Source organism: Legionella waltersii, from assembly GCF_001468085.1.
GTDB classification, from domain to species: domain Bacteria; phylum Pseudomonadota; class Gammaproteobacteria; order Legionellales; family Legionellaceae; genus Legionella; species Legionella waltersii.
This window is the reverse complement of record NZ_LNZB01000038.1, coordinates 152,425-174,581: the sequence shown is the minus strand read 5'-3', so window position 1 is coordinate 174,581 and position 22,157 is coordinate 152,425. Positions and strand designations below refer to the sequence as shown.

Genomic DNA, 22,157 nt, shown 5'->3' with positions numbered 1-22,157 from the left:
GTCCTATCGTTTTTGAGGTTGTTCTACTTTGGGAAAGGTTAAAAAGTTCACGAGTTTGCCTTCGTGCTGAATACAGCCTCGGTATTTACGCCAGAGGACAAATACATAATTACCATTACCCGCTTTGTCATCTTCTGTACCAAAATCCTGCGCATCCCCTGGGCGAATATTTCGATTAGTAGGGTAGATTTCCTGCCATATGACTTTGGTTTTTCTCGGGTCATAAATAGCATTAGCAACCACACAGTTTTTCCCACAGGAATTACGGGTTGATTTGCAGACATGAAGGGGATTTTTATTAGTGACAATATCTACAGCGTGCATTGCTGCAACAACTGAAGCTCTATAGTTATAGGGTTGAGTCACTCGCATTAATCTTGGAATTTCAGAGCCCCAATTTTGGGTGAATGTGCCAATGTCATGGTTAATTAATAGATGGGGATGAGTTCCCATATATAATAATTCAGCGGCTTCCGTTCTATCCATGACCGCATCAGCTTCTGCAAGATAATAAGGGACACCAAAACCAGTTTCTGGTTTGTGTGATAGATAGGGGATACGGTAAAACGCAGCAGGGCTGCCAATTACATCAACAATTCGGGTGCGTTCATCATTGATATGCAGATCGGTGGTTTGACCGCTGTCATTTCCAAACCCTAATTCAGAACCAGTCGCGGTTTTATAGGCATGTTGATATATTGTTCTTGCTGCCTTATTTTCGTAAAGCGTTCGTGCTTCAAGCCAGGGATTCTCTTCTGGTTTATTACTGACGGTAATGATTAAATCAGGCAAGAACTGCTCAATAGCAGGTGTGACCTCAAGTCTTGGCGGTAAACGACTTACAGTCCAGGTGCAAGAGCCAATCACTTTGTAATGGCTGTTTTGAAACAGTTTTTGCAAGACCCGTGTGGCTATGGTGAAGGTATTCGCAGGGTGAGGCGGGCTCGTGCTTTCTAAGGCAAAGGACAATTTAGTCATAAAAATAAGTCCTATTGTGAGTGTCCGTTTTAGGTTGTTCGAGTTTTTTAGCCATGATTTCAGCAGCTTCAAGGACATCATGTTCTTTCTCCAGAAGGTGGCGTTGAGCTTTCTCTGATTTTTCTGTCATTAACAGGGCAAGAAGGTAGCGAGGTGGAATGACACGAAACAATCCCTGATAACGTGACCCTAATAAAACTGCTTCTGCATACAAGCCTTTTTGCGAATCAATATCTCTGATTAGGGTTTCTTGTTGAGGTGTTAAGGATTTAAAGCGTTTTACATCAGTAATTTCTTTTTCATCAAGCCCCAATAAAATCCAGGTTTCAATCAACGATAAAATCTTGGTGGCTTTTTCAGAATTCATGTCAGTGACGTTTTGGGTAATGGCAACCAGCCAAAGCCCGAGCTTTCTTGCCACTTTAGCTACCAATAAACACACGGTCACAACAGAGGGTATTTGAAATTGCAAATGGGATTCATCAATAAAGAGAAAGGTTGGTCTGTTATCGTTCTGGGTGGCTTCTGCCATAGCCAGTATTCTTGGCAATAATGACACCATTATCAAAGCCAGCTTTCCGGTATCATCCTTAATAGCCGAAATATCAATATGAAAAATATCATAGTCACCTAAAGGCTCTGTCGGCACATTAAAAAATCGTGATTTGGCGCTGTTAATGACATAGCTGTTCAAGCGATCGTGCATATCCAGAATGCGGTCTTTCTTGCGAGCCACCGTTTCTTTATCCAATCGCCGTTTAAACGCACTGACTATATGTTCAGTGAGCATTTGCGGTATGTTATTATTAAAGGATGTTAAAATAGCATCACTTAACACCTCTATTAACAGCGTTTCATCAGCCAAGGTAAATTGTTCTTCTTCCATAGCATTGGCTTCCGTAATCATGGTACGTAAAGCTAGAGCAAGCTCGGCCAGATAGGAGCGGTGACCATCACCACAGATCACGTCTTCTGAATTAGCAGGTTCTTGAAGATTGCCCTTTAATTCCATAATTTTTTGAGCAATTAAAGTAGCCTGCTCTGTACTTAAATTATCCGTGATTTCAGGAATGGCTTTATATGCTTCACAAAATGGATTTAATGGAACTGCTTCATCTTTCTTATTGCTCAGTAATAACTGTTTGGTCTTTTTACCGTGCGCCTTGGCATGAATGAGTATCCTGTCAAAAGAGTTTCCCATTTCAAAGAGCACTACTCGGGCATTTTTCATGGCCAATAACGATTGAATCATCCAGCCTGTCAAAACTGACTTACCACCTCCTGAGTTGGCGAAAATAGCGCAATGAGAATTTTGACTAACAAAATCATGATGCAGTAAGTCAAAGAAAACAGGTTCACCCAAACGATTGAAAAAGGGGAAACAAGGTAAATGCCTTGCTCCTTGGTTACGGCCATATACCGGAAGTAAAGCTGCTAGTTCAGTGGCATACATAAGTCGGTCAAAGCATAAGTATTGACGGGCATAGTGAGGATCAAAATTAAACGGCAAGGCATTGATCCAGGAATTTAGAGGATGAAGATCATACCTGGAATGAATCAATGGCATTTTGGCATCGTTGAAAATCGTATGCAGATTTTTTTCTATGACTTGAGCTTGTTGTTCATCTTCTGCTTGATAAAAAACGGCCTGATTAACCCAGAACAGTCGATTGCCAGTACTTAATTCATTACGAGCTGTTCTAATATCATCTCTAACTTCTTGAGGTTTTAGACTGGTTCCTACGATTCCTTTTTCCAATCGCGTTAAATGAGAATCAAGATTTTCATCATGACTAAAGACGACTTGGATTGTGTAGATGCTTCCTTCTGGCAGAGTGTCTAAAAGTGCATATCGGTGCTTGGGATTGGCTTGTTGTCTTTCTCGTGAGACTAAACCAATGATAGGAGCTTCTTTTAACCCATCCACATATAGAATTCTTTGTTTCATTCCTTCTAAGATGAATCCTTGCTCATCGCTTTCTGGCGGCGTAAAAAATACATTTTGGGCTAGGTTAAAACCCGCTGGTATCGGATTAGGATAAGGGTATTGTTCTAATATCGCGTCAGCTGATTTGGGATTAAACCAACGTACCCACCACTGGTAATAATCTTGTCCTTTGAGGCGTTTGATTTCTAACCCAGGTGAACGCAGTTTGGTTTCAATCTGGCTAATGACTTCTTGGTGTTCGAGAAGAATTTGTTCTCGGGGTAGGGTAGTTTGATGTAATTGTCTATAAAACAAAACTCTGATTCTTCGTCTTCGTCCACGATAGGGTGCACCTGTTTTAGGATCGATAAATAAGCCTTCGGGTTGGGTCATTTTATTGTAGAGATCGTGCAGGCGTTCTAAATAATCTTGTGTTAATAAACTTTCTCTAAATTGTTGGGGAATTTGGGCTTTAATATGCGTGATAACGGGATCAAGGCAATATTCGTCTTGAACAAACATCTGCATGACCCAAGGGTCAACGGCATGGAGAGGAACCACAGATGCAAAGGTATCCCGAATTTTATTAAACACAGCCTGTAAGTACTCAGGAGAAGCGGCTTCTGCTTGAATGTCGCCTAATTCAAACCCTGAACCTAAACTTTTGCTATCGGCAAATAAAAAGACCTGCTCTTGTTCATTAAAATCAACAATAGCGAGTCTATCGGCAAATGAGGGTAAAGGATTGGAGTAATACTTTTTAACTGCTTGTTCCTTTATAGCTTGGGGATTCATTTCCCCAAGCAACCAGTTAGATAATCGTTTCATCATGGCTCCTTAATACAGTTCTGATGCCAAGGCATACTGGTTTTGCTTGTAAAGGAAAAAGCGTGTCGTGTAGGCAGGTTTGATGATTTGTTCATCACCCAATTGCGCCACATGTGCGAAAACATGGATAGGCACTTCAGGGTTAGGCAGTTGCTTAAATTCTTCACCTGAATCATCAAAACGCGTCTGCTGGTAAACAGGTTTTTGTATGGGTTGTTGCAGGCTTTGCTGATACAACTGGCTCACCGTTAAACCCTGTTCAGGAATGGCGTTTTGCGACATCCTGGCAGTGGAACAAGCGCTTAACGCCAGGCTAGCGCAAAGCATTATCAAAGTTTTTTTGTTGATGGTAACCATAATCTAATACCCTCCCTTGGTGTTCTTTATCAATGGCTATGGTTTGGCTGAAATGTAAACTAAGTTGATTAGGGATAAATCCTGAATGGCTGCGGATACTGGCAGGAACAAAGACCATATCGAAGCTGCCCTGGATTCTTTTCTCAATCCAGTCAGTAATCTTTTGACTGCCTTCGTTGATTGCCCCTCCCGCGGCAAAGTGTGCTAAATCGCCTGTAGGCGTGGCAATGGCAGAACCGCCCTCAGCTTGATAACTCATTTGCCATTTAGACAGAGCATTTCCTGCACCTTGAATGCCGCCAGCTGCCATGAAGGCAGTTAATACTCTGGGGGCATTTGTGATGTATTGTCCTTTGATGCATGGGTTGCCGAATTGGGTAGTCAAATAACCAATGCTGTCGTTATTCACCAGTTCCGCGGAGCTTTTCATTTGTTCTTGGCCGACACTCACAAAATGCCCATCTTCAAAGACAAATAAGGCTGAGGTGACATAGGCACGAACACAACTGATGTTATCGAGAAAGGAACCAACGCCAATCGAATAACCGCTGATTTTCATACCAGTGATTTCTTCGGGTAATTGCATTCCATTGGCTGACATTAAATCCCCTCGACTTACCATTGCTGTGAAGGGAAATAAAGGCTGCATGAGTTTACCTTCAATAGGCACTTCACCGATTAAAGCTGATAACAGCGTGATTTTGCTGAAATCACTGCCAGCTGGAATGGTATAAAAGGGCGTTTTAGTAAGTGCTTCTTCCTTGGTCGTTGTGGCATGTTCGGTGAAAATTTTGCTTTCTGTCGGAGCTTTATCCAACAAGGTATCTAGATCTTTAATTTGACCAGATACAGGAGCTTGATTGCCTTCCATGGGGTAAGATTGCGTTTGGTGTTCAGTGAGTGACGCAAATTTTTCCTTTAATGCGTTCAGTTCATCTTGCAGTGCAAAACTTGTTTCTTGTTTGGGTTGTTTTAATTGTTTTTGTAGCGATTTATTTTCTTTGTGCATTTGCGCTAATTTCTTTTCTGTTTCTAATAATCGTGCGGAAACATCTCGAATGTTGTCATTGAATTGGCTTGCTATAGCTTCGCCAAAATTATTAGGGTTAGGTGTATTGTCGCTAACAGGTGCGCTATGGCGGCTATTGATAATGATCATAATGACCGCAAAAACCACCGAGCCTGCCAGAATTTTAATCCCACTGTTTTTATTCATCGGCTGTACCTCGTGTGTTGGGTGAGTGCTGTTGCAAAAGGCTGATCAGAGATTAAAAAGACAGTAGTGCTTTCATGTTGATTGCGTGGTGGCAGTTCGCTTTTAGGATAAAAGCTGGCGGTTTGCCAATGCCCCATTAGTTTGGTGAATTGCAGCTTTGCAGGTTGATTCAGCAAATTTTTTAAATCCACTGCGGTAACATAAAGATTGCCGCCACGCCATGAAGCCAGGGGATGAGCTTCAATACTTGCTCCATAAAACAAAGAGATGGTTTTATTGGTTTGCATGGGTGAACGGTAAATTCCCTCTGGAATTTCTCTGACTCGTTCAGGCGAATACAAGGCTTGAATGGCAAAACGTGTTAATTGAATGGCATTATATTCGTACTGACTGGCTCCTGCATTGTGGGTAGTTTTAGGATCATCAATCAGAATCTCAATTGGTATTGTATTGATTGCTTTTTCATTGGCGTTAAGGTTAAGAATAATTACCTCACCTTCAGGCATTAGCTGGACAATCAAGCGAGAATCTTTGAATGATTCTTTGGCTTTAAGATAGAGGCTTCCTTTGACTTTCAGAATATCAAGATTGGCGCTGAGTTGTTGATCAATCACCTTAATGGCCTGGGGAAACTGAACTAGCCTTTCTTTATTAATAGGTAATTCAATCGTTAAAGGGACTTTTTCCCAAACCAGATGTTCACTTTGCAAGGCATAGCTTAGGTGCATTACGATAAAGCCCAGAGTGAATAAGCTAATTTTAATGAGTTTCATGGTGTTCCTCCGTGTCGACCAGTAAATCTTGTAAGCGTTCTTCAGGACGGGTATAGCCATCCAGGGCTAATTGAAAGGGGTTATGCAGACGCGACAGATTGAGCTTGACCACGCGAAGGTGATAAGCCACTACTTTGTCAGCAATGACCATGGCAGAGTTATCTTTGAGTCTTTGCGTAATGCGTAGTATCAGTTTGACTTCCCAGGTATCAGGACCAATTTTTTTAATGTCTTGCGGTTCCATAAAGCGATAGAGACTTGCTACTTGAGTGCGGTCAAAGAGTTGAGCGTTTTTATAAGCTGCCAGGGTTTCACGAAGTAACTGCTCATGCCGTGGGGTGAAGTAATAATGAAAAGCTTTAATGTTTTGGTTGAATTCTTCTTTGCCCTTATTAGACCAGCTGTAGAGTGTGGGCATTAAGGAAGTCACATATCCTTGCACGTATTCGTTCGGTATTTCACTTACTCTCATTAAACCACCACTAGCGGCCATATTAGGACTAAGCCAGAATTCATAGCGTTTGGGCATGGTCATCAGGTTAATAATTAATGCCAAAACGATGATTGATAACACGCCGACAAAAGCCAGTAGTAAACGATTGTGGTGTTGTAGGCTGTCGATTTTTTTCCAGTAGTTAAACATGCGGCTCTCCAACAGATTTATTTTTTTGCCAAGTTCCCTGGTAATGAATCCAGGGTGAATGTTTGAGCCTTAATCGCACCATCCACAGAATCGTTTTCTTCATCACATATCCGTAAGGTTTGCCTGCTTTGATGCTGGAAACACCTTTAGGCCACACAGTAATTGATAGAATGAATCCAATCACAAAACCTATGCAGCCAGAGGCCAGCGGAAACCCAACCATTACTCCTAAAAGAACGAAGAACAGTGTAGTTGCTGGGGTGGTGGTGATCACAATCCAGAACAATTCACGCAGACTTAAGCCTTTCCAGGCTGGGAAGTCATGTGAAAGATGGCGCGAAGAAGGCTGACTCATAGTTTCACCTCCTATATTTTGAACTTGGTAATCATGGTGTAACCCACATAACCAGAAGCAATGCTAATGGCTAAATAGGTGATGCCCATTACGGCGAAAGTACCAAAGGCCACCATAGAGCCTTCGTTCTTTTTGGATTCTTCAATACCATGTTGTACCGTGGTAATGAATTTAATAAAGGTCACGACAGCGGTAATGAAGAGCAATAAACCCAGACCTTGCTTAACGTAATTTCCTGTTACTGACATCATGCTTTTAGAGCCATCTCCGATGTTGTCCGCATCGGAAATTTTAGGGAACCAATTATCTGCCAATAGCACAGGGGCATAAAAGAGATTGATGGCTCCAAAATAGATAGAGCGAAGCATTGTTTTCATGTTGTCTCCTTAACAAATAAAACCAGAATGAAGATCATCAGACCAATCACTAATCTAATGAGCCGAGAACCCAGACGCAGTAGGTATCCATGTTGTTGTTTTTCCTCTGCATCCATCATGTGGTTGACAGACCACATCACCGCTAATATCACCAGGGCTATGGCAATAAAGCGGATACTGCCGGAAAAGACTTGTGCCGATATGTTATTGCTTGCTTGTTTAAAGGAAGTGGCAAACATCCTGGCTATCTCGTCTTTACTCATTAGGGTTTCCTCACAAAATCCATTTCCAAGGCTTTGATCTTGCGTGGTGCAATGATGGGTTGATTGATGTAGTCAATCAGGCCATTGCGAATATTCAGTAAATCTTCTCTAAGGCCTGCATGATGTTGGTCTTTAATATCTTCAAATCCTTCAATTTGTAATTGGATACGAGCATTGGGTGTTATCTGCGTTTGTGCTTCCTCAAGCAGGGGCATGATGGCGTTAATCTGGTTAATGATGCGCACCAGGGTTTCATTTAAATCAGGGTTATTCGCCCAGCTGTGCAGGCTTATCATCATTAAGGTCAAACAAAGCAATCGTTTCATGGTTACTCCTTATAAATACTTCTTAAAGCGACTAGCCGTCATGGCTACCATTAATCCCATCAATAAACTGATAGGTACAAAGACATAAGCTGGGGTGATGCTGACAGGCAGGGCAAGCCAGAGCATGAGTAAAATCACCAGTCCCTTTTTTAAAAAGTGGTTAAGTCTGTGGAACACATAAGAAGATTCTCGGCCTAAACAAGCGGTGCGTACGGCTCTTTGGTTAAGACCATCAACCAGACCTGCAACCATGGTCAGGGCAAACAAAGGCATAGCAGCAAATAAAATGAGGAGTTTAATAAGCAGGCATTGACTGCTTAATAAAACCAGCTGGAAAAACTGTTGCGATTTTTCAAGTAAGTCTGCTGCAAATTCATTAATTGCTAATTTATTTAAATAGGGAATGGTCAGCGTCCAGCTAGGTTTGGCATCTAAAGGTAGAGCTGCCAAAAGTGAACCTTGATAAACAGGGGTGATGGCTTCTCGTTGAGTATTTACAAGGACATTGACCTTATCAAAGGCAAATGGATAGCCATGAAGTAGCCATTGGCTTACAGCCCAGATAATCAACGCTAACCAACCTAGAAAGAGAACCAATGTTAATTGCAAGGTCATTTGTCTGGAATATTGTTTTATTGCCATACAGCCCCCTCAGCAATAATTAAGGGGTAATGCTGTACATGAATGTAATTCAACAGAGGATCAACATTGACGGGTAGTAGCGGCAATTTAAACTTTTCTTGCAGAGCTGCAATGGTTTCAAAGTCATTCACATTGGTGATGAACCCTGTGGCTTGTATGGATTTTAATTGCTCTTGATTTTGTTCTAACCATTTGATGGATTCTCTATCCGCACCTATTACAAATAAGGCCATGGTTAACAAATTGGTATCCAATTTTTTGCGACTCACTTTGCCAAAAGTTGCTTTGCTCTTAGCTGGTACACCAATTGGGCTAGACAGATTAAGTCTTAATGACGCATCACTTTGTGACAGCGTTAAAGGAATCACATTCATGCTATGAACATTGAAAGTGACTAACAGCAAGAGCAAAATCCTGATCATTAAAATCTCCCTAAATCGACGACTTGCGAAGTTTTGCCTTTGGCCAGTAAGAGCAGGGGTGTTTGTTTCCTATCTAGCTTTAAGCCTTCATATTGTTGGTTACCTGGGTTTAAAGTAATTTGTTGATTGGTCACCAAATAGATAGGGATTTGATGTCTGTTAGCCCAAAGTTGGATGGCGTTATTATCCATATCCAGTAAAAGAAGATTGAGTTTGGTGTTTGGAGTACGGCTAATAGCATCGACCAATTGCAGTAAAATGGTGGTTACAGCGTCATCGGGTCTTATAAAGAAATAGAGCGTTTCACTTTCTTTTAATTGAATGGGTTGATGTGCATAGGGAGAGTAAGGAGATGGATCAAAATCACCGACTACAGGCACATCTTTAAATAACTGGTTATAGGCTTTGTAAAAGGCATTGTTCCAGGCTATGTTTTGCGCGACCTTTTGGGCTTCTTGAAGGGCAGCAAGTTCGGCGAAGTGCGCTCGTTCCACATCATTCCTGGCATTTAGTCCAAGAATATCAACAGGTGTCATACGGAGGTCTTTGTAGTAAATACTGCTTCTGCTTTGCATTAGTTGCAGATAGCGTTTTTCTTCTGCCTCACTTAATCCCCAGGCTTTTGCCTCCTGTTTTTGTAAGTCGTTAAGTTGAAAATCTTTATCGGCGATAACTTCATCATGAAATTCAGCCAGCCCCGCTTTCGTCAACGCATTATCAGCACTTTGCATAGGTGGAGTGGCAATGCCTGGGATATATAAACCGGCAATTGCCTGTTGTCCCAAGAGTAGCCCAATTGTTAGTGTGGACAACTTAAGCATGGCTCACCTCTTGTTGATTCAGACGAACCAGCGCATGTACTTTGTCGGGATTTTCAAACTCTATGGTTTGCTTGGCAAAGTCGATTGCAAAGACAGTCCATCCGGCAAAAGAATCACCTTTTTCCAATGCTTGGGTTTTATAGTGGTAGGAAACAGAGGCAACAGGAACTTCTTGAATACTGTCTATGCTCAAGACTTTAAAGGGTAATTGGTTTGCTGGAAGCATTTTGACAGGCTGTTTTTTATCATCCAGATGACGCAATAAATCAGTAATTCCTTCGAGCTGTTTCTTAATGGCAATTTGTTCAGTGGTAAATATTTCACCTAATTGATGATCGTCTTTGTTTTGTAGTTGCTGAACGAAATCTCCTAATTGTTTTATGTTTTGAGTAATAGGTGATAGATCTAGTTGTTCAACAGGTTGGTTGAGTTGTTTTTGTATAGTGGTTAAACGCTCATCTAGCGTATTAAATTTATTGCTCTCAACAGAGGGCTGGCTTTTTAAACAAACGAATACAATCAACAATCCATTTAACAAAAGAAGACTAAGCCATTTGGCATCCATATACTTTTTCATTCTGCTCTCCTTGCTATCAGGCTAAAATTGACATCTCTTAACAGGTCATCCTGCTTGAGATTGAATAGATGCTGGCCGACCAATACCGTCAGTCCTTCGTTAATTGTTAAAGGACCTAAATTTCGGCTAACCTGCGGTAGTGGTTGTTGAAATACTTGTTGTAGGCTTTCGCTTTGTTTTTCTTTGGGAGCAAGGTGATACCCTGAATAACGAAGCCAGTAATTAACTGCTTCCCCAATGGTTTGTATGGATGCAGGAAAATGAATCTGTTGAACGGTTTTCAAGGGATTAATCTGGGCTGCCAAAGGTTTGTTGTTGACAGTGGCATAGCGACCGACTTGCGTTATATTAGCTGCCTTAGCATTGAGGCTACATAAAACAAAACCGCAAAGTAGATATTTTCTAAGCATTACTGTCTCCTGGCTCTGTGGATTTATCCCGTAGTTTTTGAGCCAGGGCATGTTGTTCCATTGCTTTTTGGATAAAGACCTCTTTACGTTCAACGTCAACATGTTTGGGAGCATCTATACCTAATTTGATTAGTCCTTCATTTTCAGAGATCAGAAGGACTTTGATTTTGCCTTTATCTATGTAAATTTCTTCGCCCATACGGCGGATTAGAATTAGCATGATGTTTTTTCCTTAATTTCTTTGAAGAGGTAGTTTTTCATTTGGTTAATATGAAGTTGGACGATTTTGGGATCGGTAGGGACATGCGGTTCAGTTTTTTGTTTGAGCGCTTCTTGACGTGCTTGGTTGCCTTTTTGGATGTTGGTGCAGTATTCATAAAATATCGGCAAACAAGGAGGAACAGCCAATTTCTTCTTCATTTGTTCCAAAGCAAGTTTCAGTACTTGATTGTCAAATTCTTTCAAGCCTTCTGACCATTCACGCTTTGAAACTTCAAGAAAATTAGTGTTGCTGTAAGTTGAGACCCATAGATAGCCGTAAATTGCTGCAAGACGCATAAACAGTGTATCCATTCTCTTATCGTACTCTGGTGTTGTCGAATGAGAGGACATTGCTTCCTGACTCTGAGGGTTCATCAAAGTCGAAATCGAAGTTTGCATCTTTGCAGGATTCAGTAAGGATATCTGTTGCTGATTTCTTTCGAGAACGTGCTTTATTGGCTTCATTCTGCTGCTCCTCTTGAGTTTTTAAGGTAAGTAATTCATCGTTCCAACATTTACGTGCAAGCCAAGTGGCTGGGTATTTCCAGTTTGGTAGCCACTCTCCGATGAACTCCATTTCTTCACGATTATTAATTTGGGCTTGCAGGGCTGTTAGGATTTGTTCAACCAACTGTGCATCAGGTTTTAAAGAAGCAAATTCACGCCATGCTTTAGTTCGGTCTTGTTTTAAAGGATAAAGAGACCAAAAATTTTCAAATTGCTGCTGTAAAAAAATAAAAAGATCTTTGGAGTTATGAGGTGTGTCGGGTTTTGTGTTTTGCCCTGTGCTGAGTTTTTGATATTTTTTGTCGTAACTTGATGATTTAATATTATTTTTATCGTTCTGGTTTGTGCTGGGTTGATGTGTCGGGTTTGTGTCGGGTTTATTTTGAGCAGATAAATCCGAATTAGCTAATAAGCATTTTAAAATGAGTTGTTTACCAATAGATTTGATCTCCACTAACCCAGCGCGTTCAAGCGCATAGATGATACGACGTAATTGCGGACGACTAGGGCTACCTGAATGTTCAAAACCTTGGTGGGGTTCAACATAGAGTGCTTCAGCAAGCTGCTGATAGCTTATTTTACGCTTAACGCCTACTAGAAAGGTATTGCGATCCATATATGGACGAATCCCAAGCAAATAGGCTGATTGTTGAATATAAGGCAATCCCATCAGTGCGGATAATTCATCGGTATTAACAAATAAAAATCCCATTTATAAATTTCATCCTTCAAAAAACTGCTAAAAGCAGCACTTGCACTATCAAATGATTTCAATTAGTATCAATCAATAACACGAAACGTGTTGTTGGTAACCCATTGTAAATAGGCACTTTTTAGAGTCAATGGGGTATTTCCGTTTGATAGCAAATGAACTTAAATGAATATGAAAAAAATTATTGGCAGTAGGATTACGCAAGCTAGAAAGGCGAATGGATTGACCATTAAAATTTTGGCTGAAAGGACAGGATTAGGGGCTGCCAGGATTGGGAATTGGGAGCAGGGTACACGGAGTCCTGGCCCAGAAGAGACTAAAACTTTGTCTAGGGAGTTAAAAGTTGCAGGGGCTTGGTTGCTTTGCTTAACAGATGATCCGAGGGGTGAAAACGTTGAGACAGGGAAGCACTTTGATAAATTGGATTGAAAATTATGTTTAATACAAAAACGCTGTTTATTCTTGGTGCTGGCGCTAGTGCACCTTATGGCTATCCAATTGGTAAACGGCTTATATATAACATCATTGAAGATATGGAAGATTATATTTTTATACCTAAATATCAATCAAAGAAACCTACTCCATATTGGAATGATAATGATAAAAAGCGTAATGTGTTATATGATTTTAGTTTGTGTATTGAAGAACTTGAGCAGATAGCAGTATATGCAGATAAAAGTGAACAAGGGCATTATGAACAGTGCAGTGATGATGGTCTTTTTAGGATTTATTATATATCTAAAAGTAATCCCGCAAACTATGCACACAAGTTCTTTTTTAAAACAAAAATAAGCCAAGTAGATATATTCGCTGAGTTAAAAAATGCATTAGAAATATTAGACCCCGTATCCATTGATGCATTTTTAAGGGACAACCCCTCATATGCTCTGGCGGGTAAAATGATGATTCTGTATTCTCTATTAAAAAGAGAGAATCCCTTAAAATTTAATATTAATCAAAGCGAAGACAATTGGTATTCCCTTTTGTTAAATGATTTGGTTTCTGAATGTGCGGACAGCCCTGAAAAGCTAAGCGAAAATAAAGTTAAATTTATTACTTTTAATTACGATGTTAGCCTCGATTATTTTCTTCATTCAAGGCTTAAAAAGATTGAGAATTTTGTAAAAAGGGATGATAAATCCGACTCCCCGGCAGATAGCTTTCTCAATGAATTGGATATTGAGCATGTTTATGGTCAATTGTATTCACTTATTAATTCGGACCAATATGGAAAATATATAGATATAAGTGAAGATAATAAACTTCCAAATATTCAGATTTCATGGGCGGGTGGTACAACCCAACAATCGTCATCTCCGTCTTTAACCTCGCTAAAGTTGATACAAAACTTTAAACGATTCATTTTTAGTTTTGAGCAGTACAACAACATAAAAACCATGTATGACGAAAGAAACAACCCCACTGAAAGAGATCAAATAATCGCTAAACATAAAGAGGCGATACAGTGGGCTGAAGAGATAATTTTCATCGGTTTTGGTTTTGACAGGGATAACCTCAATATGCTTGGCATACCAGATATTTTATCTGAATATACTCAAATGTTACCTGGGAAAACAATACGATACTTAAATTACAAAGGGATGATGACATCATTGTCTTTTGAATTTGAAAATATTCAAAACGAGCGAAATGCTGCACTGAACTCCAATTCACGTAAAGATAAAAGCAAAACTATTAATATAATTCAATCAACAGCAGATAACATTAGTTGTGCTTATCAGAATGATTTTAAAAAATTTTTATTTAAATAAAAAATACAGAGGTAATGATCCTAATGGCGATAAAAAAATCAGAATTATACTCATCACTTTGGGCAAGTTGTGATGAGCTTAGAGGTGGGATGGATGCTAGCCAATATAAAGATTATGTATTGGTATTATTATTTATCAAGTACATCAGCGATAAGTATGCTGGTAAGCCCTATGCGCCAATTATCATTCCCGAAGGGGCAAGTTTTCAGGATATGGTAGAGTTAAAGGGAAAGCCGACCATTGGAGATGATATCAATAAGAAAATCATTGCCCCCCTTGAAAATGCCAATAAATTAACGGGCATGCCTAATTTTAATGACCCTGAAAAATTAGGCAGTGGTAAGGAAATGGTAGAAAAACTTACAAATCTGATAGCCATTTTTGAAAAACCAGAGCTTAATTTCAGTAAAAACCGTGCTGATGGAGATGATATTCTTGGGGATGCTTATGAGTATCTCATGCGCCATTTTGCAACTGAAAGTGGAAAAAGTAAGGGCCAATTCTATACGCCTTCAGAAGTCAGTCGTGTAATGGCCAAAATAATAGGTATTGATAAAGATCAAACATCTGCAACAACTACTGTATATGACCCAACTTGTGGTTCAGGATCATTATTATTGAAAGTGGCTGATCATGCGCCAACAAAGGTATCTCTTTATGGTCAGGAAAAAGATGCAACAACCGCTGGTTTAGCGCGCATGAATATGATTCTTCATGATAATCCCACAGCAGAGATAAAGCGTGAGAATACCTTGGCCAATCCCTTATTTAAAGATGGTGATGGATTAAAAACCTTTGATTATGTGGTTGCCAATCCACCATTCAGTGATAAACGTTGGAGCAGTGGGCTAGATACAGAAAATGATCCTTATAAGCGATTCGATGATGGGGTACCACCAGCAAAAAATGGTGACTATGCTTATCTGTTACACATTATCCGCTCTTTAAAAAGTAGAGGTAAAGGCGCGTGCATTTTACCACATGGAGTTTTATTTCGTGGTAATGCCGAAGCTGATATTCGGGAGGCTTTGGTTCGTAAAGGTTTAATTAAAGGCATAGTAGGTCTTCCAGCTAACTTGTTCTATGGTACGGGTATTCCTGCATGCATCATTATTATTGATAAAGAGAGCTCAGTTGATCGTAAAAACATTTTTATGATAGATGCGGGCAAAGGATTTATTAAAGATGGAAATAAAAATCGCCTGAGAGAAATGGATATTCATAAAATTGTGGATGCATTTACCAAACAGTTAGAAATTGATGGTTACAGCCGATTGGTAGCAGTTGAAGAAATTGAAAAGAATGACTTTAATCTCAATATCCCCCGCTATATCGACAGTAGTGAGCCTGAAGACATACAAGATATAGAAGCTCATTTAATAGGTGATATACCAAAAACCGATATTGATGCTTTAGAAGACTATTGGCAAATCTTCCCCAACTTAAAAAACACTCTATTCAGGAAGGCTACGCGAAGCGATATATACTATACGATCAATGTTGATAAGGCAGAGATTAAAGACACTATCTATCATCATAGTGAATTTACTCAATATATGGATGAGATGGATAATGTGTTTGATGGCTGGAAGAAAAAAACAACTTTGATTTTGAGTGCTCTAGAAAAAGATTTTCATCCAAAAGAGCTTATCTATCAAATCAGCGAATCATTGCTAAATACCTATATCGGTAAACCTCTTATCAACCAATACAACGTGTATCAACATTTGATGAACTACTGGTATGAAGTCATGCAGGATGATTGCTATCTAATAGCTGCTGATGGCTGGAAAGCGTCTACTTATCGAATTATAGAAAAAAACAATAAAGGAAAGAAAGTTTATAAAGGATGGACTTGTGATTTAGTGCCTAAAAATTTGGTTATTGAGCGTTATTTTCAAAAGCAGCAACAAGTGATTAATGAGCTAAATGCTAAATTAGAAAAAGTACAGGCCCAAAAAACAGAAATGGAAGAAGAGCATAATGTTGATGATGGAGTTTTTTCAGATTTAGACAAAATTAATAAAAGTACTGTTACAGCCAAACTGAAAGAATTGAAATCTGAAACTAATACTTTGGAAGAGCAAAATATCTTAAACCAATATCTGGAACTTTTAGCACAAGAATCAAGTTTAAAAAAATCCATTAAAGAAGCTGATGCTGAGTTGGATGCGTTGTTATCAGATTTTTATCCTAACTTGTCTGAAGCGCAAATTAAGGAATTGGTTATTGCAGATAAATGGTTATCAAATATCGAAAACGATATCCATTCTGAAATGGATCGTATTAGCCAGTTACTAACACAAAGGATCAGAGAGTTAACCGAGCGTTATGAATTGACATTGCCAAACTTAAAGAGGCAAATTAATGAATTAGAGCAAGCCGTGAATCAACATCTTGAAAAGATGGGGTTTGTATGGAATTGAAAGAAGATTACAAAATTACCGAGTTAGGTTTATTGCCTAAGGATTGGGACATTGATTATGTTAAAAATCACTGTTCCATAACTACTGGAGATAAAAATACTCAAGACCGAATAGATAATGGTAATTTCCCTTTTTTTGTTCGTTCCCAAACTATTGAGAGAATAAATAGTTACTCATTTGATGGAGAAGCAGTTCTAACGGCAGGTGATGGGGTTGGTACTGGTAAAATTTATCATTATATAAATGGTAAATTTGATTTTCATCAGCGCGTTTATAAAATGAGTAATTTTTCTAACTCATTAGATGGTTATTATTTTTTCCTTTATTTTAGTAATAATTTTTATAATAGAATTTCACAAATGACTGCTAAGTCTTCAGTCGATTCTGTACGTAGAGACATGATTGCAGATATGCAAATTCCAGTTCCTAAATCAATTAATGAACAAAAAGCCATAGCCAAAGCCTTAAGCGATGCGGATGCATGGATACAATCCCTTACTCAACTAATCGCCAAAAAACGCCAAATCAAGCAAGGTGCTATGCAAACTCTGCTAAATCCTTATGAGAATGGAATGCTTAAAGAAGGTTGGAAGTGTAAAAAATTAGGGGATATTTTAGCTATTTGCCATGGAAAGTCTCAAAAGGAGGTTGTTGATGAAAATGGAGCATATCCAATTCTAGCTTCTGGAGGTGTAATTGGTAAAGCAAACCAATATCTCTATGATAAGCCATCTGTTTTAATTGGAAGAAAAGGAACTATTGATATTCCACAATATATGGATAAACCTTTTTGGACAATAGACACGCTTTTTTATAGCAAAATAAATTTTCCTAACAATGCTAAATATATTTTTTATCTGTTTAACTTAATTGATTGGTATTCTTTTAATGAGGCATCAGGCGTTCCTAGTTTAAGTGCTAACACTATAGAAAACATAGAAATTTTTATTCCTCAATCAGAAGAACAGAATGATATAGCGAAAGTCCTTTTGGATATGGATAAAGAAATTTCTAACCTTGAAGAGAAACTTTTGAAAGCCAAACAAATCAAACAAGGCATGATGCAAAATCTATTAACAGGAAGGATACGCTTGATATGAGTCAAACGGTAAACAAACCTGAACGCGCAACTCAACAACGAGTCGTAAACTTATTTAAGGGCAAATTAGGATATACCTATCTAGGAAATTTGATTGATAAAGCTGATAACAGCAATATCGAAGTGTCTTTACTAACTCGATATTTAACACAAAAAGGCTATAGCACGGATCATGTTAATAAAGCGCTTGATAAATTACTATCAACTGCAAATAGCCATGCTCACAATTTATATCACAATAATAAAAATGTTTATGAGTTATTGCGTTATGGCGTACCTGTAAAAATTGAGGCTGGTTTACCAACAGATACCGTTCACCTAATCGACTGGTTGCATCCTGAAAACAATGATTTCTATGTTGCTGAAGAAGTCACGTTATTTGGTAATAAAGAAAAGCGCCCGGATGTCGTTTTATACGTTAATGGTATTGCGCTAGCAGTACTTGAACTCAAGAATAGTAGGGTTTTCATTGGTGATGGTATTCGTCAATCTTTGGTGAATCAAAAACCTGAATTTATCGGCTCCTTCTTCTCAACAGTCCAATTTATCTTTGCTGGTAACGATTCAGAAGGTTTAAAATATGGAACTATTGGTACTAGAGACAAATATTTTCTTAAATGGAAAGAAGATGAAGCCGACAACAAAGGTTATAAACTAGACAAGTATTTAATTAAGATTTGTAATAAACAGCGTTTCATTGAAATTATTTATGACTTTGTACTGTTTGATGGCGGGGTAAAAAAATTACCTAGAGTGCATCAATATTTTGGAATAAAAGCAGCTCAAGAGCATATTCGTCTAAAAGAAGGTGGAATTATTTGGCATACACAAGGTAGTGGTAAGAGTATTGTTATGGTGCTTTTGGCTAAATGGATTTTAGAGAATAATCCACATGCTCGGGTTGCCATCATAACTGATCGGGATGAATTAGATAAACAAATTGAAACAGTTTTTACCGATGCTAATGAAAAAATCTATCGAACCAGCAGTGGTCGAGATTTGATGGAGCAATTGGGGCAAGCAACCCCTCGCTTGTTATGTTCGTTAATTCATAAGTTTGGTAAGCGTGATGTTGATAATTTTGAAAAGTTTATTAAAGAACTAGAGGCTCAACCTAGTCATGCTGTTGGTGAGGTATTTGTTTTTGTGGATGAATGTCATCGAACACAAAGCGGTAAACTACATCGTGTCATGAAGGCAATATTGCCTAATGCTGTATTTATCGGTTTTACTGGAACACCTTTATTGAAAAAGGATAAAGCCACTTCATTAGAAGTATTTGGTAAATATATTCATACTTATAAGTTTAATGAGGCGGTTGAAGATGGTGTTGTTTTAGATCTCATCTATGAAGCGCGAGATATCGATCAACACTTGAGCTCTCAACAAAGGGTAGATGATTGGTTTAGAGTGAAAACAAAAGGAATAAATGAGTTTCAGCAGGCTGCTCTTAAAAAGAAATGGAGTACGATGCAAAATGTATTAAGCAGTCGCCCTCGTATGGAAAAGGTAGTTGCTGATATCGTTTTTGATTTTAGTGTAAAGCGTCGTTTGAATTCTGAGCGAGGCAATGCCATTCTAGTTGCCTCCAGTATCTATGAAGCCTGTCGATATTATGAAATGTTTCAAAACCCCAATACTGGTTTGAGAGGAAAATGTGCTGTTGTTACCTCCTATAATCCACAAAGCAAAGACATTACCACTGAAGAAACTGGTGCAAATACAGAAAGTGATAAACAGTACATTTTCAATACTTATGAAAAGTTACTTGAAAGCGTTAAGCCAAGAGCTGGTAAAAGTAAAACTGAAACTTATGAAGATGCTGTAAAGAAGTTATTTAAAGATGAACCTGCCAATATGAAATTATTGATTGTTGTCGATAAACTTTTGACAGGCTTTGATGCACCAAGTTGTACTTATCTTTATATTGACAAATCGATGCAAGACCATGGTTTATTTCAAGCTATATGCCGAGTCAATCGATTAGATGGTAGTGATAAGGATTATGGTTATATTGTTGATTATAAAGATTTATTTCCAAAAGTGGAAAATGCAATTTCCGTATATACCTCTGAGTTAGCATATGATGGGTTTGAATCTGAAGACTGTGATATCTTATTAAAAGAGCGGCTAAAGGTTGGTAGAGAAAAGCTTGATACCTCTTTAGAGGCACTAGAAATGCTATGTGAGGATGTTAAACCTCCTAAAAGCGATCTTGAATATATTCATTATTTTTGTGGCAATACCGAAATACCCGAAGATTTAAAATCTCGTGAACCGCTCCGATCTGCTTTATATAAGGCAACAGTCTCATTTATTAGAGCTTATGCAAATATTGCTGATCAGTTAGAAGAAGCCGGTTATAGTGAAAATGAAATCCAACATATTAAACAGCGCATAGATTTTTATGTCAAGCTACGTGAGGTGATTCGCAGAGCAAGTAATGAAACATTGGATTTAAAATCTTATGAAGCTGATATGCGCCATCTTTTGGATTGTTATATCCAAGCTGAAGACTCAGTTGTGATCTCACCATTTGGCGATACACCTTTAATTGATATTATAGTCAAAGCAGGTATTGATGAGGCGGTTGATTCTATTCCTGAAGGGCTTAGGGGAAATAAAGAAGCTGTTGCAGAAGTCATCGAAAATAATGTACGTAGTATAATTACAAGGGAACATCTGCTCGATCCTGCCTATTTTGAACGAATGTCAAAACTACTTGATGAGTTAATAAAGCTAAGACGTGAAAAGGCCATTGCTTATAAAAAATATTTAGAAGAAATAGCAGAACTAGCAAGAAAAGTAGCAACAGGTCAGGCAGATAATACTCCTTCAAGCATGGATACCCCTGCTAAAAGAGCCTTATACAATAACCTTGATAATAATGAATCACTTGCTCTGCAAATTGATGCTGCTGTCAGAGTGAGCAAAAGTGATGGCTGGCGTGACAATACAGCTAAAGAAAATGAAATTAAAACAGCTGTTTGGAAAATAGTACAAGATGAGGATGAAGTTGAAAGGATATTCAAAATAATCTTTGAACAGGAAGAATATTAAATGACGGATTTGATAATAAACAATATGGATGTTGAAGTGGTTCAGAAGAATATTAAAAATGTTCATTTGAGTGTAAATCCTCCCATTGGACATGTTCGGGTTTCTGCTCCAGACCAGATGCCACTTGATGCAATTAAAGCGTACGTAATTTCTAAACTAAATTGGATTAGAAAGCAGCAAAATAAATATCAATCACAAAAGCGTGAGACTCGAAGAGAATATATTGAAAAGGAAACCCACTACTATAATGGCAAGAGTTACTTACTAAAAGTTAGCGAGTTGGATTCTTCTCCAAAAGTAAAATTGCACCATTCTCAGATTGAGTTACAAGTTCGCCCTGGATCAAGCAGAGAAATGAGACAAGAGATTTTAGAGAGGTGGTACAGGCAGCAAATAAAATTAAAACTTGCCGAGCTTATACCTTTGTGGGAAAAAAAACTCAATGTTTCAGTTTCATCATTCATTGTTCGTAAGATGAAGACAAAATGGGGAAGTTGCTCGCCTCAAAAAGGCGCTATAAGAATCAATCTCGAGCTAGCAAAGAAGCCAATTGAATTTCTCGAATATATTGTTGTTCATGAGATGGTTCATCTAATAGAGCCATCTCATAACAACCATTTTATAAATTTGATGGACAACTACATGCCCAAATGGCGGTTTTACCGGGATGAGCTTAACCAACTTCCAACTTGTTATGAAGACTGGAAAAGTTAATCAAAAACTATAGGCCTTTTTTATTATCCTCAAACTCACACGCATCCCTAGGATGATGCTTTTTTAAATAGTAATGTAGAGGTTGTGGAGTTTCTTTTTATAAACATACAACCCATGGCTGCGAAGACGAGAATAAATACTAGCCATGATGGTGATGAAGCAACGCTTGTTTTTTTGACCAAAATCAAGGAAATCAATGGCGCTAATCCAGCTGATAAACTAGCGGCTGTAGAGTACAAAATTGACAAAACAGTACAGCGTAATTTAATAGGGAACATCTCCGATAATATCACTGGAACTGTCGCATTGTCATTCAGCATGCTAAAGGGACCGTCGATCAGCAGCTAATGGGACCGCCTAAAATGTCAAAACGGTACCTATCAAACTGGTCCACTTTTAGTTAATTATAACCTATTATTTTCGCTTTTTTGTTTCTCTCTCTCCTCTGTAACTTGGACCATCTAATGTAACCCGGTATGCATTATGTCTTAACCTATCGATAGTAGCTGCGGCAAGTAATCGATTAGGGAATGCAGAACCCCATTCGCTAAAGTCCAGATTGGATGTAATGATCGTTGATGCACGCTCATATCGTTCCGAGATTAAGTCGTGAAAATCCTCATCTTGTGGGTTGCGTAATGGTCTTAGTCCAAAATCATCGATGATTAGTAGAGGCATTTTCACAAGCTCC

At 38.6% G+C, this 22,157-nt stretch carries 26 protein-coding genes; 7 read left to right on the top strand and 19 right to left on the bottom strand.

Features of this window, described 5'->3' with window-relative positions; genetic code table 11:
- Positions 1-3 precede the first annotated feature (3 nt).
- From Lwal_RS08460 to Lwal_RS08375, 18 genes are read right to left on the bottom strand one after another with little or no spacing between them, the layout of a single operon-like run.
- Complete coding sequence (locus Lwal_RS08460; protein ID WP_058480375.1) at positions 4-978, bottom strand: TIGR03756 family integrating conjugative element protein; 975 nt, start codon at positions 976-978, stop codon at positions 4-6.
- Positions 971-3,733: a conjugative transfer ATPase gene (locus Lwal_RS08455; protein WP_058480374.1), complete on the bottom strand. Its 2,763-nt coding sequence runs from the start codon at positions 3,731-3,733 to the stop codon at positions 971-973. Before Lwal_RS08455 ends, Lwal_RS08460 begins: the two co-directional genes overlap by 8 nt.
- Before the next feature lie 9 nt (positions 3,734-3,742).
- Positions 3,743-4,090 (bottom strand): hypothetical protein, encoded by a 348-nt coding sequence (locus Lwal_RS08450; protein WP_058480373.1) that lies wholly within the window; start codon positions 4,088-4,090, stop codon positions 3,743-3,745.
- Entirely contained in the window at positions 4,047-5,306 is a 1,260-nt protein-coding gene (locus Lwal_RS08445) for a TIGR03752 family integrating conjugative element protein (RefSeq protein ID WP_058480372.1), read from the bottom strand. Before Lwal_RS08445 ends, Lwal_RS08450 begins: the two co-directional genes overlap by 44 nt.
- Positions 5,303-6,079 carry a TIGR03749 family integrating conjugative element protein gene (locus Lwal_RS08440; RefSeq protein WP_058480371.1) on the bottom strand — a complete coding sequence of 259 codons (777 nt, stop codon included), beginning with the start codon at positions 6,077-6,079 and terminating at the stop codon, positions 5,303-5,305. Before Lwal_RS08440 ends, Lwal_RS08445 begins: the two co-directional genes overlap by 4 nt.
- Positions 6,066-6,722, bottom strand: coding sequence for a DUF2895 family protein (locus tag Lwal_RS08435; protein ID WP_058480370.1), 657 nt, complete (start codon positions 6,720-6,722; stop codon positions 6,066-6,068). Before Lwal_RS08435 ends, Lwal_RS08440 begins: the two co-directional genes overlap by 14 nt.
- A complete protein-coding gene (locus Lwal_RS08430; protein WP_027270688.1) occupies positions 6,715-7,077 on the bottom strand; it encodes a TIGR03750 family conjugal transfer protein in 363 nt (120 codons plus the stop codon). The genes Lwal_RS08435 and Lwal_RS08430 overlap by 8 nt, the downstream gene beginning before the upstream one ends.
- An 11-nt stretch (positions 7,078-7,088) precedes the next feature.
- On the bottom strand, positions 7,089-7,454 hold the full coding sequence (locus tag Lwal_RS08425; protein ID WP_027270689.1) for a hypothetical protein: 366 nt from the start codon (positions 7,452-7,454) through the stop codon (positions 7,089-7,091).
- Positions 7,451-7,717: a hypothetical protein gene (locus tag Lwal_RS08420; RefSeq protein ID WP_027270690.1), complete on the bottom strand. Its 267-nt coding sequence runs from the start codon at positions 7,715-7,717 to the stop codon at positions 7,451-7,453. The genes Lwal_RS08425 and Lwal_RS08420 overlap by 4 nt, the downstream gene beginning before the upstream one ends.
- Complete coding sequence (locus tag Lwal_RS08415; RefSeq protein ID WP_058480369.1) at positions 7,717-8,043, bottom strand: RAQPRD family integrative conjugative element protein; 327 nt, start codon at positions 8,041-8,043, stop codon at positions 7,717-7,719. The genes Lwal_RS08420 and Lwal_RS08415 overlap by 1 nt, the downstream gene beginning before the upstream one ends.
- Before the next feature lie 9 nt (positions 8,044-8,052).
- Positions 8,053-8,685: a TIGR03747 family integrating conjugative element membrane protein gene (locus tag Lwal_RS08410; protein WP_027270692.1), complete on the bottom strand. Its 633-nt coding sequence runs from the start codon at positions 8,683-8,685 to the stop codon at positions 8,053-8,055.
- The gene (locus Lwal_RS08405) at positions 8,676-9,107 is read right to left on the bottom strand and encodes a PFL_4695 family integrating conjugative element protein (RefSeq protein ID WP_027270693.1); all 432 of its coding nucleotides are present in this window, start codon (positions 9,105-9,107) and stop codon (positions 8,676-8,678) included. The genes Lwal_RS08410 and Lwal_RS08405 overlap by 10 nt, the downstream gene beginning before the upstream one ends.
- Positions 9,107-9,928: a TIGR03759 family integrating conjugative element protein gene (locus tag Lwal_RS08400; protein ID WP_027270694.1), complete on the bottom strand. Its 822-nt coding sequence runs from the start codon at positions 9,926-9,928 to the stop codon at positions 9,107-9,109. The genes Lwal_RS08405 and Lwal_RS08400 overlap by 1 nt, the downstream gene beginning before the upstream one ends.
- A complete protein-coding gene (locus Lwal_RS08395) occupies positions 9,921-10,505 on the bottom strand; it encodes a hypothetical protein (protein WP_058480368.1) in 585 nt (194 codons plus the stop codon). Before Lwal_RS08395 ends, Lwal_RS08400 begins: the two co-directional genes overlap by 8 nt.
- Complete coding sequence (gene pilL2 / locus Lwal_RS08390) at positions 10,502-10,915, bottom strand: PFGI-1 class ICE element type IV pilus protein PilL2 (protein WP_058480367.1); 414 nt, start codon at positions 10,913-10,915, stop codon at positions 10,502-10,504. The genes Lwal_RS08395 and pilL2 overlap by 4 nt, the downstream gene beginning before the upstream one ends.
- A complete protein-coding gene (locus Lwal_RS08385) occupies positions 10,908-11,135 on the bottom strand; it encodes a carbon storage regulator (protein WP_058480366.1) in 228 nt (75 codons plus the stop codon). Before Lwal_RS08385 ends, pilL2 begins: the two co-directional genes overlap by 8 nt.
- Complete coding sequence (locus tag Lwal_RS08380; RefSeq protein WP_058480365.1) at positions 11,129-11,488, bottom strand: hypothetical protein; 360 nt, start codon at positions 11,486-11,488, stop codon at positions 11,129-11,131. Before Lwal_RS08380 ends, Lwal_RS08385 begins: the two co-directional genes overlap by 7 nt.
- Positions 11,489-11,492: 4 nt before the next feature.
- A complete protein-coding gene (locus Lwal_RS08375; RefSeq protein WP_058480364.1) occupies positions 11,493-12,395 on the bottom strand; it encodes a hypothetical protein in 903 nt (300 codons plus the stop codon).
- A 165-nt stretch (positions 12,396-12,560) separates the two neighbouring features.
- Between Lwal_RS08375 and Lwal_RS08370 the strand changes: the two genes are divergently transcribed.
- From Lwal_RS08370 to Lwal_RS18200, 7 genes are all read left to right on the top strand, one after another.
- On the top strand, positions 12,561-12,824 hold the full coding sequence (locus Lwal_RS08370) for a helix-turn-helix domain-containing protein (protein ID WP_058480363.1): 264 nt from the start codon (positions 12,561-12,563) through the stop codon (positions 12,822-12,824).
- Between the two features lie 5 nt (positions 12,825-12,829).
- A complete protein-coding gene (locus Lwal_RS08365; RefSeq protein ID WP_058480362.1) occupies positions 12,830-14,167 on the top strand; it encodes a hypothetical protein in 1,338 nt (445 codons plus the stop codon).
- A 23-nt stretch (positions 14,168-14,190) separates the two neighbouring features.
- A complete protein-coding gene (locus Lwal_RS08360) occupies positions 14,191-16,593 on the top strand; it encodes a type I restriction-modification system subunit M (protein ID WP_058480361.1) in 2,403 nt (800 codons plus the stop codon).
- On the top strand, positions 16,584-17,693 hold the full coding sequence (locus Lwal_RS16785) for a restriction endonuclease subunit S (RefSeq protein WP_065235660.1): 1,110 nt from the start codon (positions 16,584-16,586) through the stop codon (positions 17,691-17,693). Before Lwal_RS08360 ends, Lwal_RS16785 begins: the two co-directional genes overlap by 10 nt.
- A complete protein-coding gene (locus Lwal_RS08350; protein ID WP_058480360.1) occupies positions 17,690-20,752 on the top strand; it encodes a type I restriction endonuclease subunit R in 3,063 nt (1,020 codons plus the stop codon). Before Lwal_RS16785 ends, Lwal_RS08350 begins: the two co-directional genes overlap by 4 nt.
- Positions 20,753-21,466 carry a M48 family metallopeptidase gene (locus Lwal_RS08345; RefSeq protein WP_058480359.1) on the top strand — a complete coding sequence of 238 codons (714 nt, stop codon included), beginning with the start codon at positions 20,753-20,755 and terminating at the stop codon, positions 21,464-21,466.
- A 114-nt stretch (positions 21,467-21,580) separates the two neighbouring features.
- Complete coding sequence (locus Lwal_RS18200) at positions 21,581-21,814, top strand: hypothetical protein (protein WP_058480358.1); 234 nt, start codon at positions 21,581-21,583, stop codon at positions 21,812-21,814.
- 66 nt (positions 21,815-21,880) lie between these two features.
- On the opposite strand, the gene Lwal_RS08335 is transcribed toward Lwal_RS18200, so the two are convergent.
- A partial coding sequence (locus tag Lwal_RS08335) for an ATP-binding protein (protein ID WP_162264098.1) occupies positions 21,881-22,157 on the bottom strand: 277 nt, incomplete at its 5' end.

What these genes read in the sequence shown, in the direction of transcription:
- Lwal_RS08460 (WP_058480375.1), bottom strand. Translation starts at nt 978, where the DNA reads ATGACTAAATTGTCCTTTGCCTTAGAAAGCACGAGCCCGCCTCACCCT.
- Lwal_RS08455 (WP_058480374.1), bottom strand. Translation starts at nt 3,733, where the DNA reads ATGAAACGATTATCTAACTGGTTGCTTGGGGAAATGAATCCCCAAGCT.
- Lwal_RS08450 (WP_058480373.1), bottom strand. Translation starts at nt 4,090, where the DNA reads ATGGTTACCATCAACAAAAAAACTTTGATAATGCTTTGCGCTAGCCTG.
- Lwal_RS08445 (WP_058480372.1), bottom strand. Translation starts at nt 5,306, where the DNA reads ATGAATAAAAACAGTGGGATTAAAATTCTGGCAGGCTCGGTGGTTTTT.
- Lwal_RS08440 (WP_058480371.1), bottom strand. Translation starts at nt 6,079, where the DNA reads ATGAAACTCATTAAAATTAGCTTATTCACTCTGGGCTTTATCGTAATG.
- Lwal_RS08435 (WP_058480370.1), bottom strand. Translation starts at nt 6,722, where the DNA reads ATGTTTAACTACTGGAAAAAAATCGACAGCCTACAACACCACAATCGT.
- Lwal_RS08430 (WP_027270688.1), bottom strand. Translation starts at nt 7,077, where the DNA reads ATGAGTCAGCCTTCTTCGCGCCATCTTTCACATGACTTCCCAGCCTGG.
- Lwal_RS08425 (WP_027270689.1), bottom strand. Translation starts at nt 7,454, where the DNA reads ATGAAAACAATGCTTCGCTCTATCTATTTTGGAGCCATCAATCTCTTT.
- Lwal_RS08420 (WP_027270690.1), bottom strand. Translation starts at nt 7,717, where the DNA reads ATGAGTAAAGACGAGATAGCCAGGATGTTTGCCACTTCCTTTAAACAA.
- Lwal_RS08415 (WP_058480369.1), bottom strand. Translation starts at nt 8,043, where the DNA reads ATGAAACGATTGCTTTGTTTGACCTTAATGATGATAAGCCTGCACAGC.
- Lwal_RS08410 (WP_027270692.1), bottom strand. Translation starts at nt 8,685, where the DNA reads ATGGCAATAAAACAATATTCCAGACAAATGACCTTGCAATTAACATTG.
- Lwal_RS08405 (WP_027270693.1), bottom strand. Translation starts at nt 9,107, where the DNA reads ATGATCAGGATTTTGCTCTTGCTGTTAGTCACTTTCAATGTTCATAGC.
- Lwal_RS08400 (WP_027270694.1), bottom strand. Translation starts at nt 9,928, where the DNA reads ATGCTTAAGTTGTCCACACTAACAATTGGGCTACTCTTGGGACAACAG.
- Lwal_RS08395 (WP_058480368.1), bottom strand. Translation starts at nt 10,505, where the DNA reads ATGAAAAAGTATATGGATGCCAAATGGCTTAGTCTTCTTTTGTTAAAT.
- pilL2 (WP_058480367.1), bottom strand. Translation starts at nt 10,915, where the DNA reads ATGCTTAGAAAATATCTACTTTGCGGTTTTGTTTTATGTAGCCTCAAT.
- Lwal_RS08385 (WP_058480366.1), bottom strand. Translation starts at nt 11,135, where the DNA reads ATGCTAATTCTAATCCGCCGTATGGGCGAAGAAATTTACATAGATAAA.
- Lwal_RS08380 (WP_058480365.1), bottom strand. Translation starts at nt 11,488, where the DNA reads ATGGATACACTGTTTATGCGTCTTGCAGCAATTTACGGCTATCTATGG.
- Lwal_RS08375 (WP_058480364.1), bottom strand. Translation starts at nt 12,395, where the DNA reads ATGGGATTTTTATTTGTTAATACCGATGAATTATCCGCACTGATGGGA.
- Lwal_RS08370 (WP_058480363.1), top strand. Translation starts at nt 12,561, where the DNA reads ATGAATATGAAAAAAATTATTGGCAGTAGGATTACGCAAGCTAGAAAG.
- Lwal_RS08365 (WP_058480362.1), top strand. Translation starts at nt 12,830, where the DNA reads ATGTTTAATACAAAAACGCTGTTTATTCTTGGTGCTGGCGCTAGTGCA.
- Lwal_RS08360 (WP_058480361.1), top strand. Translation starts at nt 14,191, where the DNA reads ATGGCGATAAAAAAATCAGAATTATACTCATCACTTTGGGCAAGTTGT.
- Lwal_RS16785 (WP_065235660.1), top strand. Translation starts at nt 16,584, where the DNA reads ATGGAATTGAAAGAAGATTACAAAATTACCGAGTTAGGTTTATTGCCT.
- Lwal_RS08350 (WP_058480360.1), top strand. Translation starts at nt 17,690, where the DNA reads ATGAGTCAAACGGTAAACAAACCTGAACGCGCAACTCAACAACGAGTC.
- Lwal_RS08345 (WP_058480359.1), top strand. Translation starts at nt 20,753, where the DNA reads ATGACGGATTTGATAATAAACAATATGGATGTTGAAGTGGTTCAGAAG.
- Lwal_RS18200 (WP_058480358.1), top strand. Translation starts at nt 21,581, where the DNA reads ATGGCTGCGAAGACGAGAATAAATACTAGCCATGATGGTGATGAAGCA.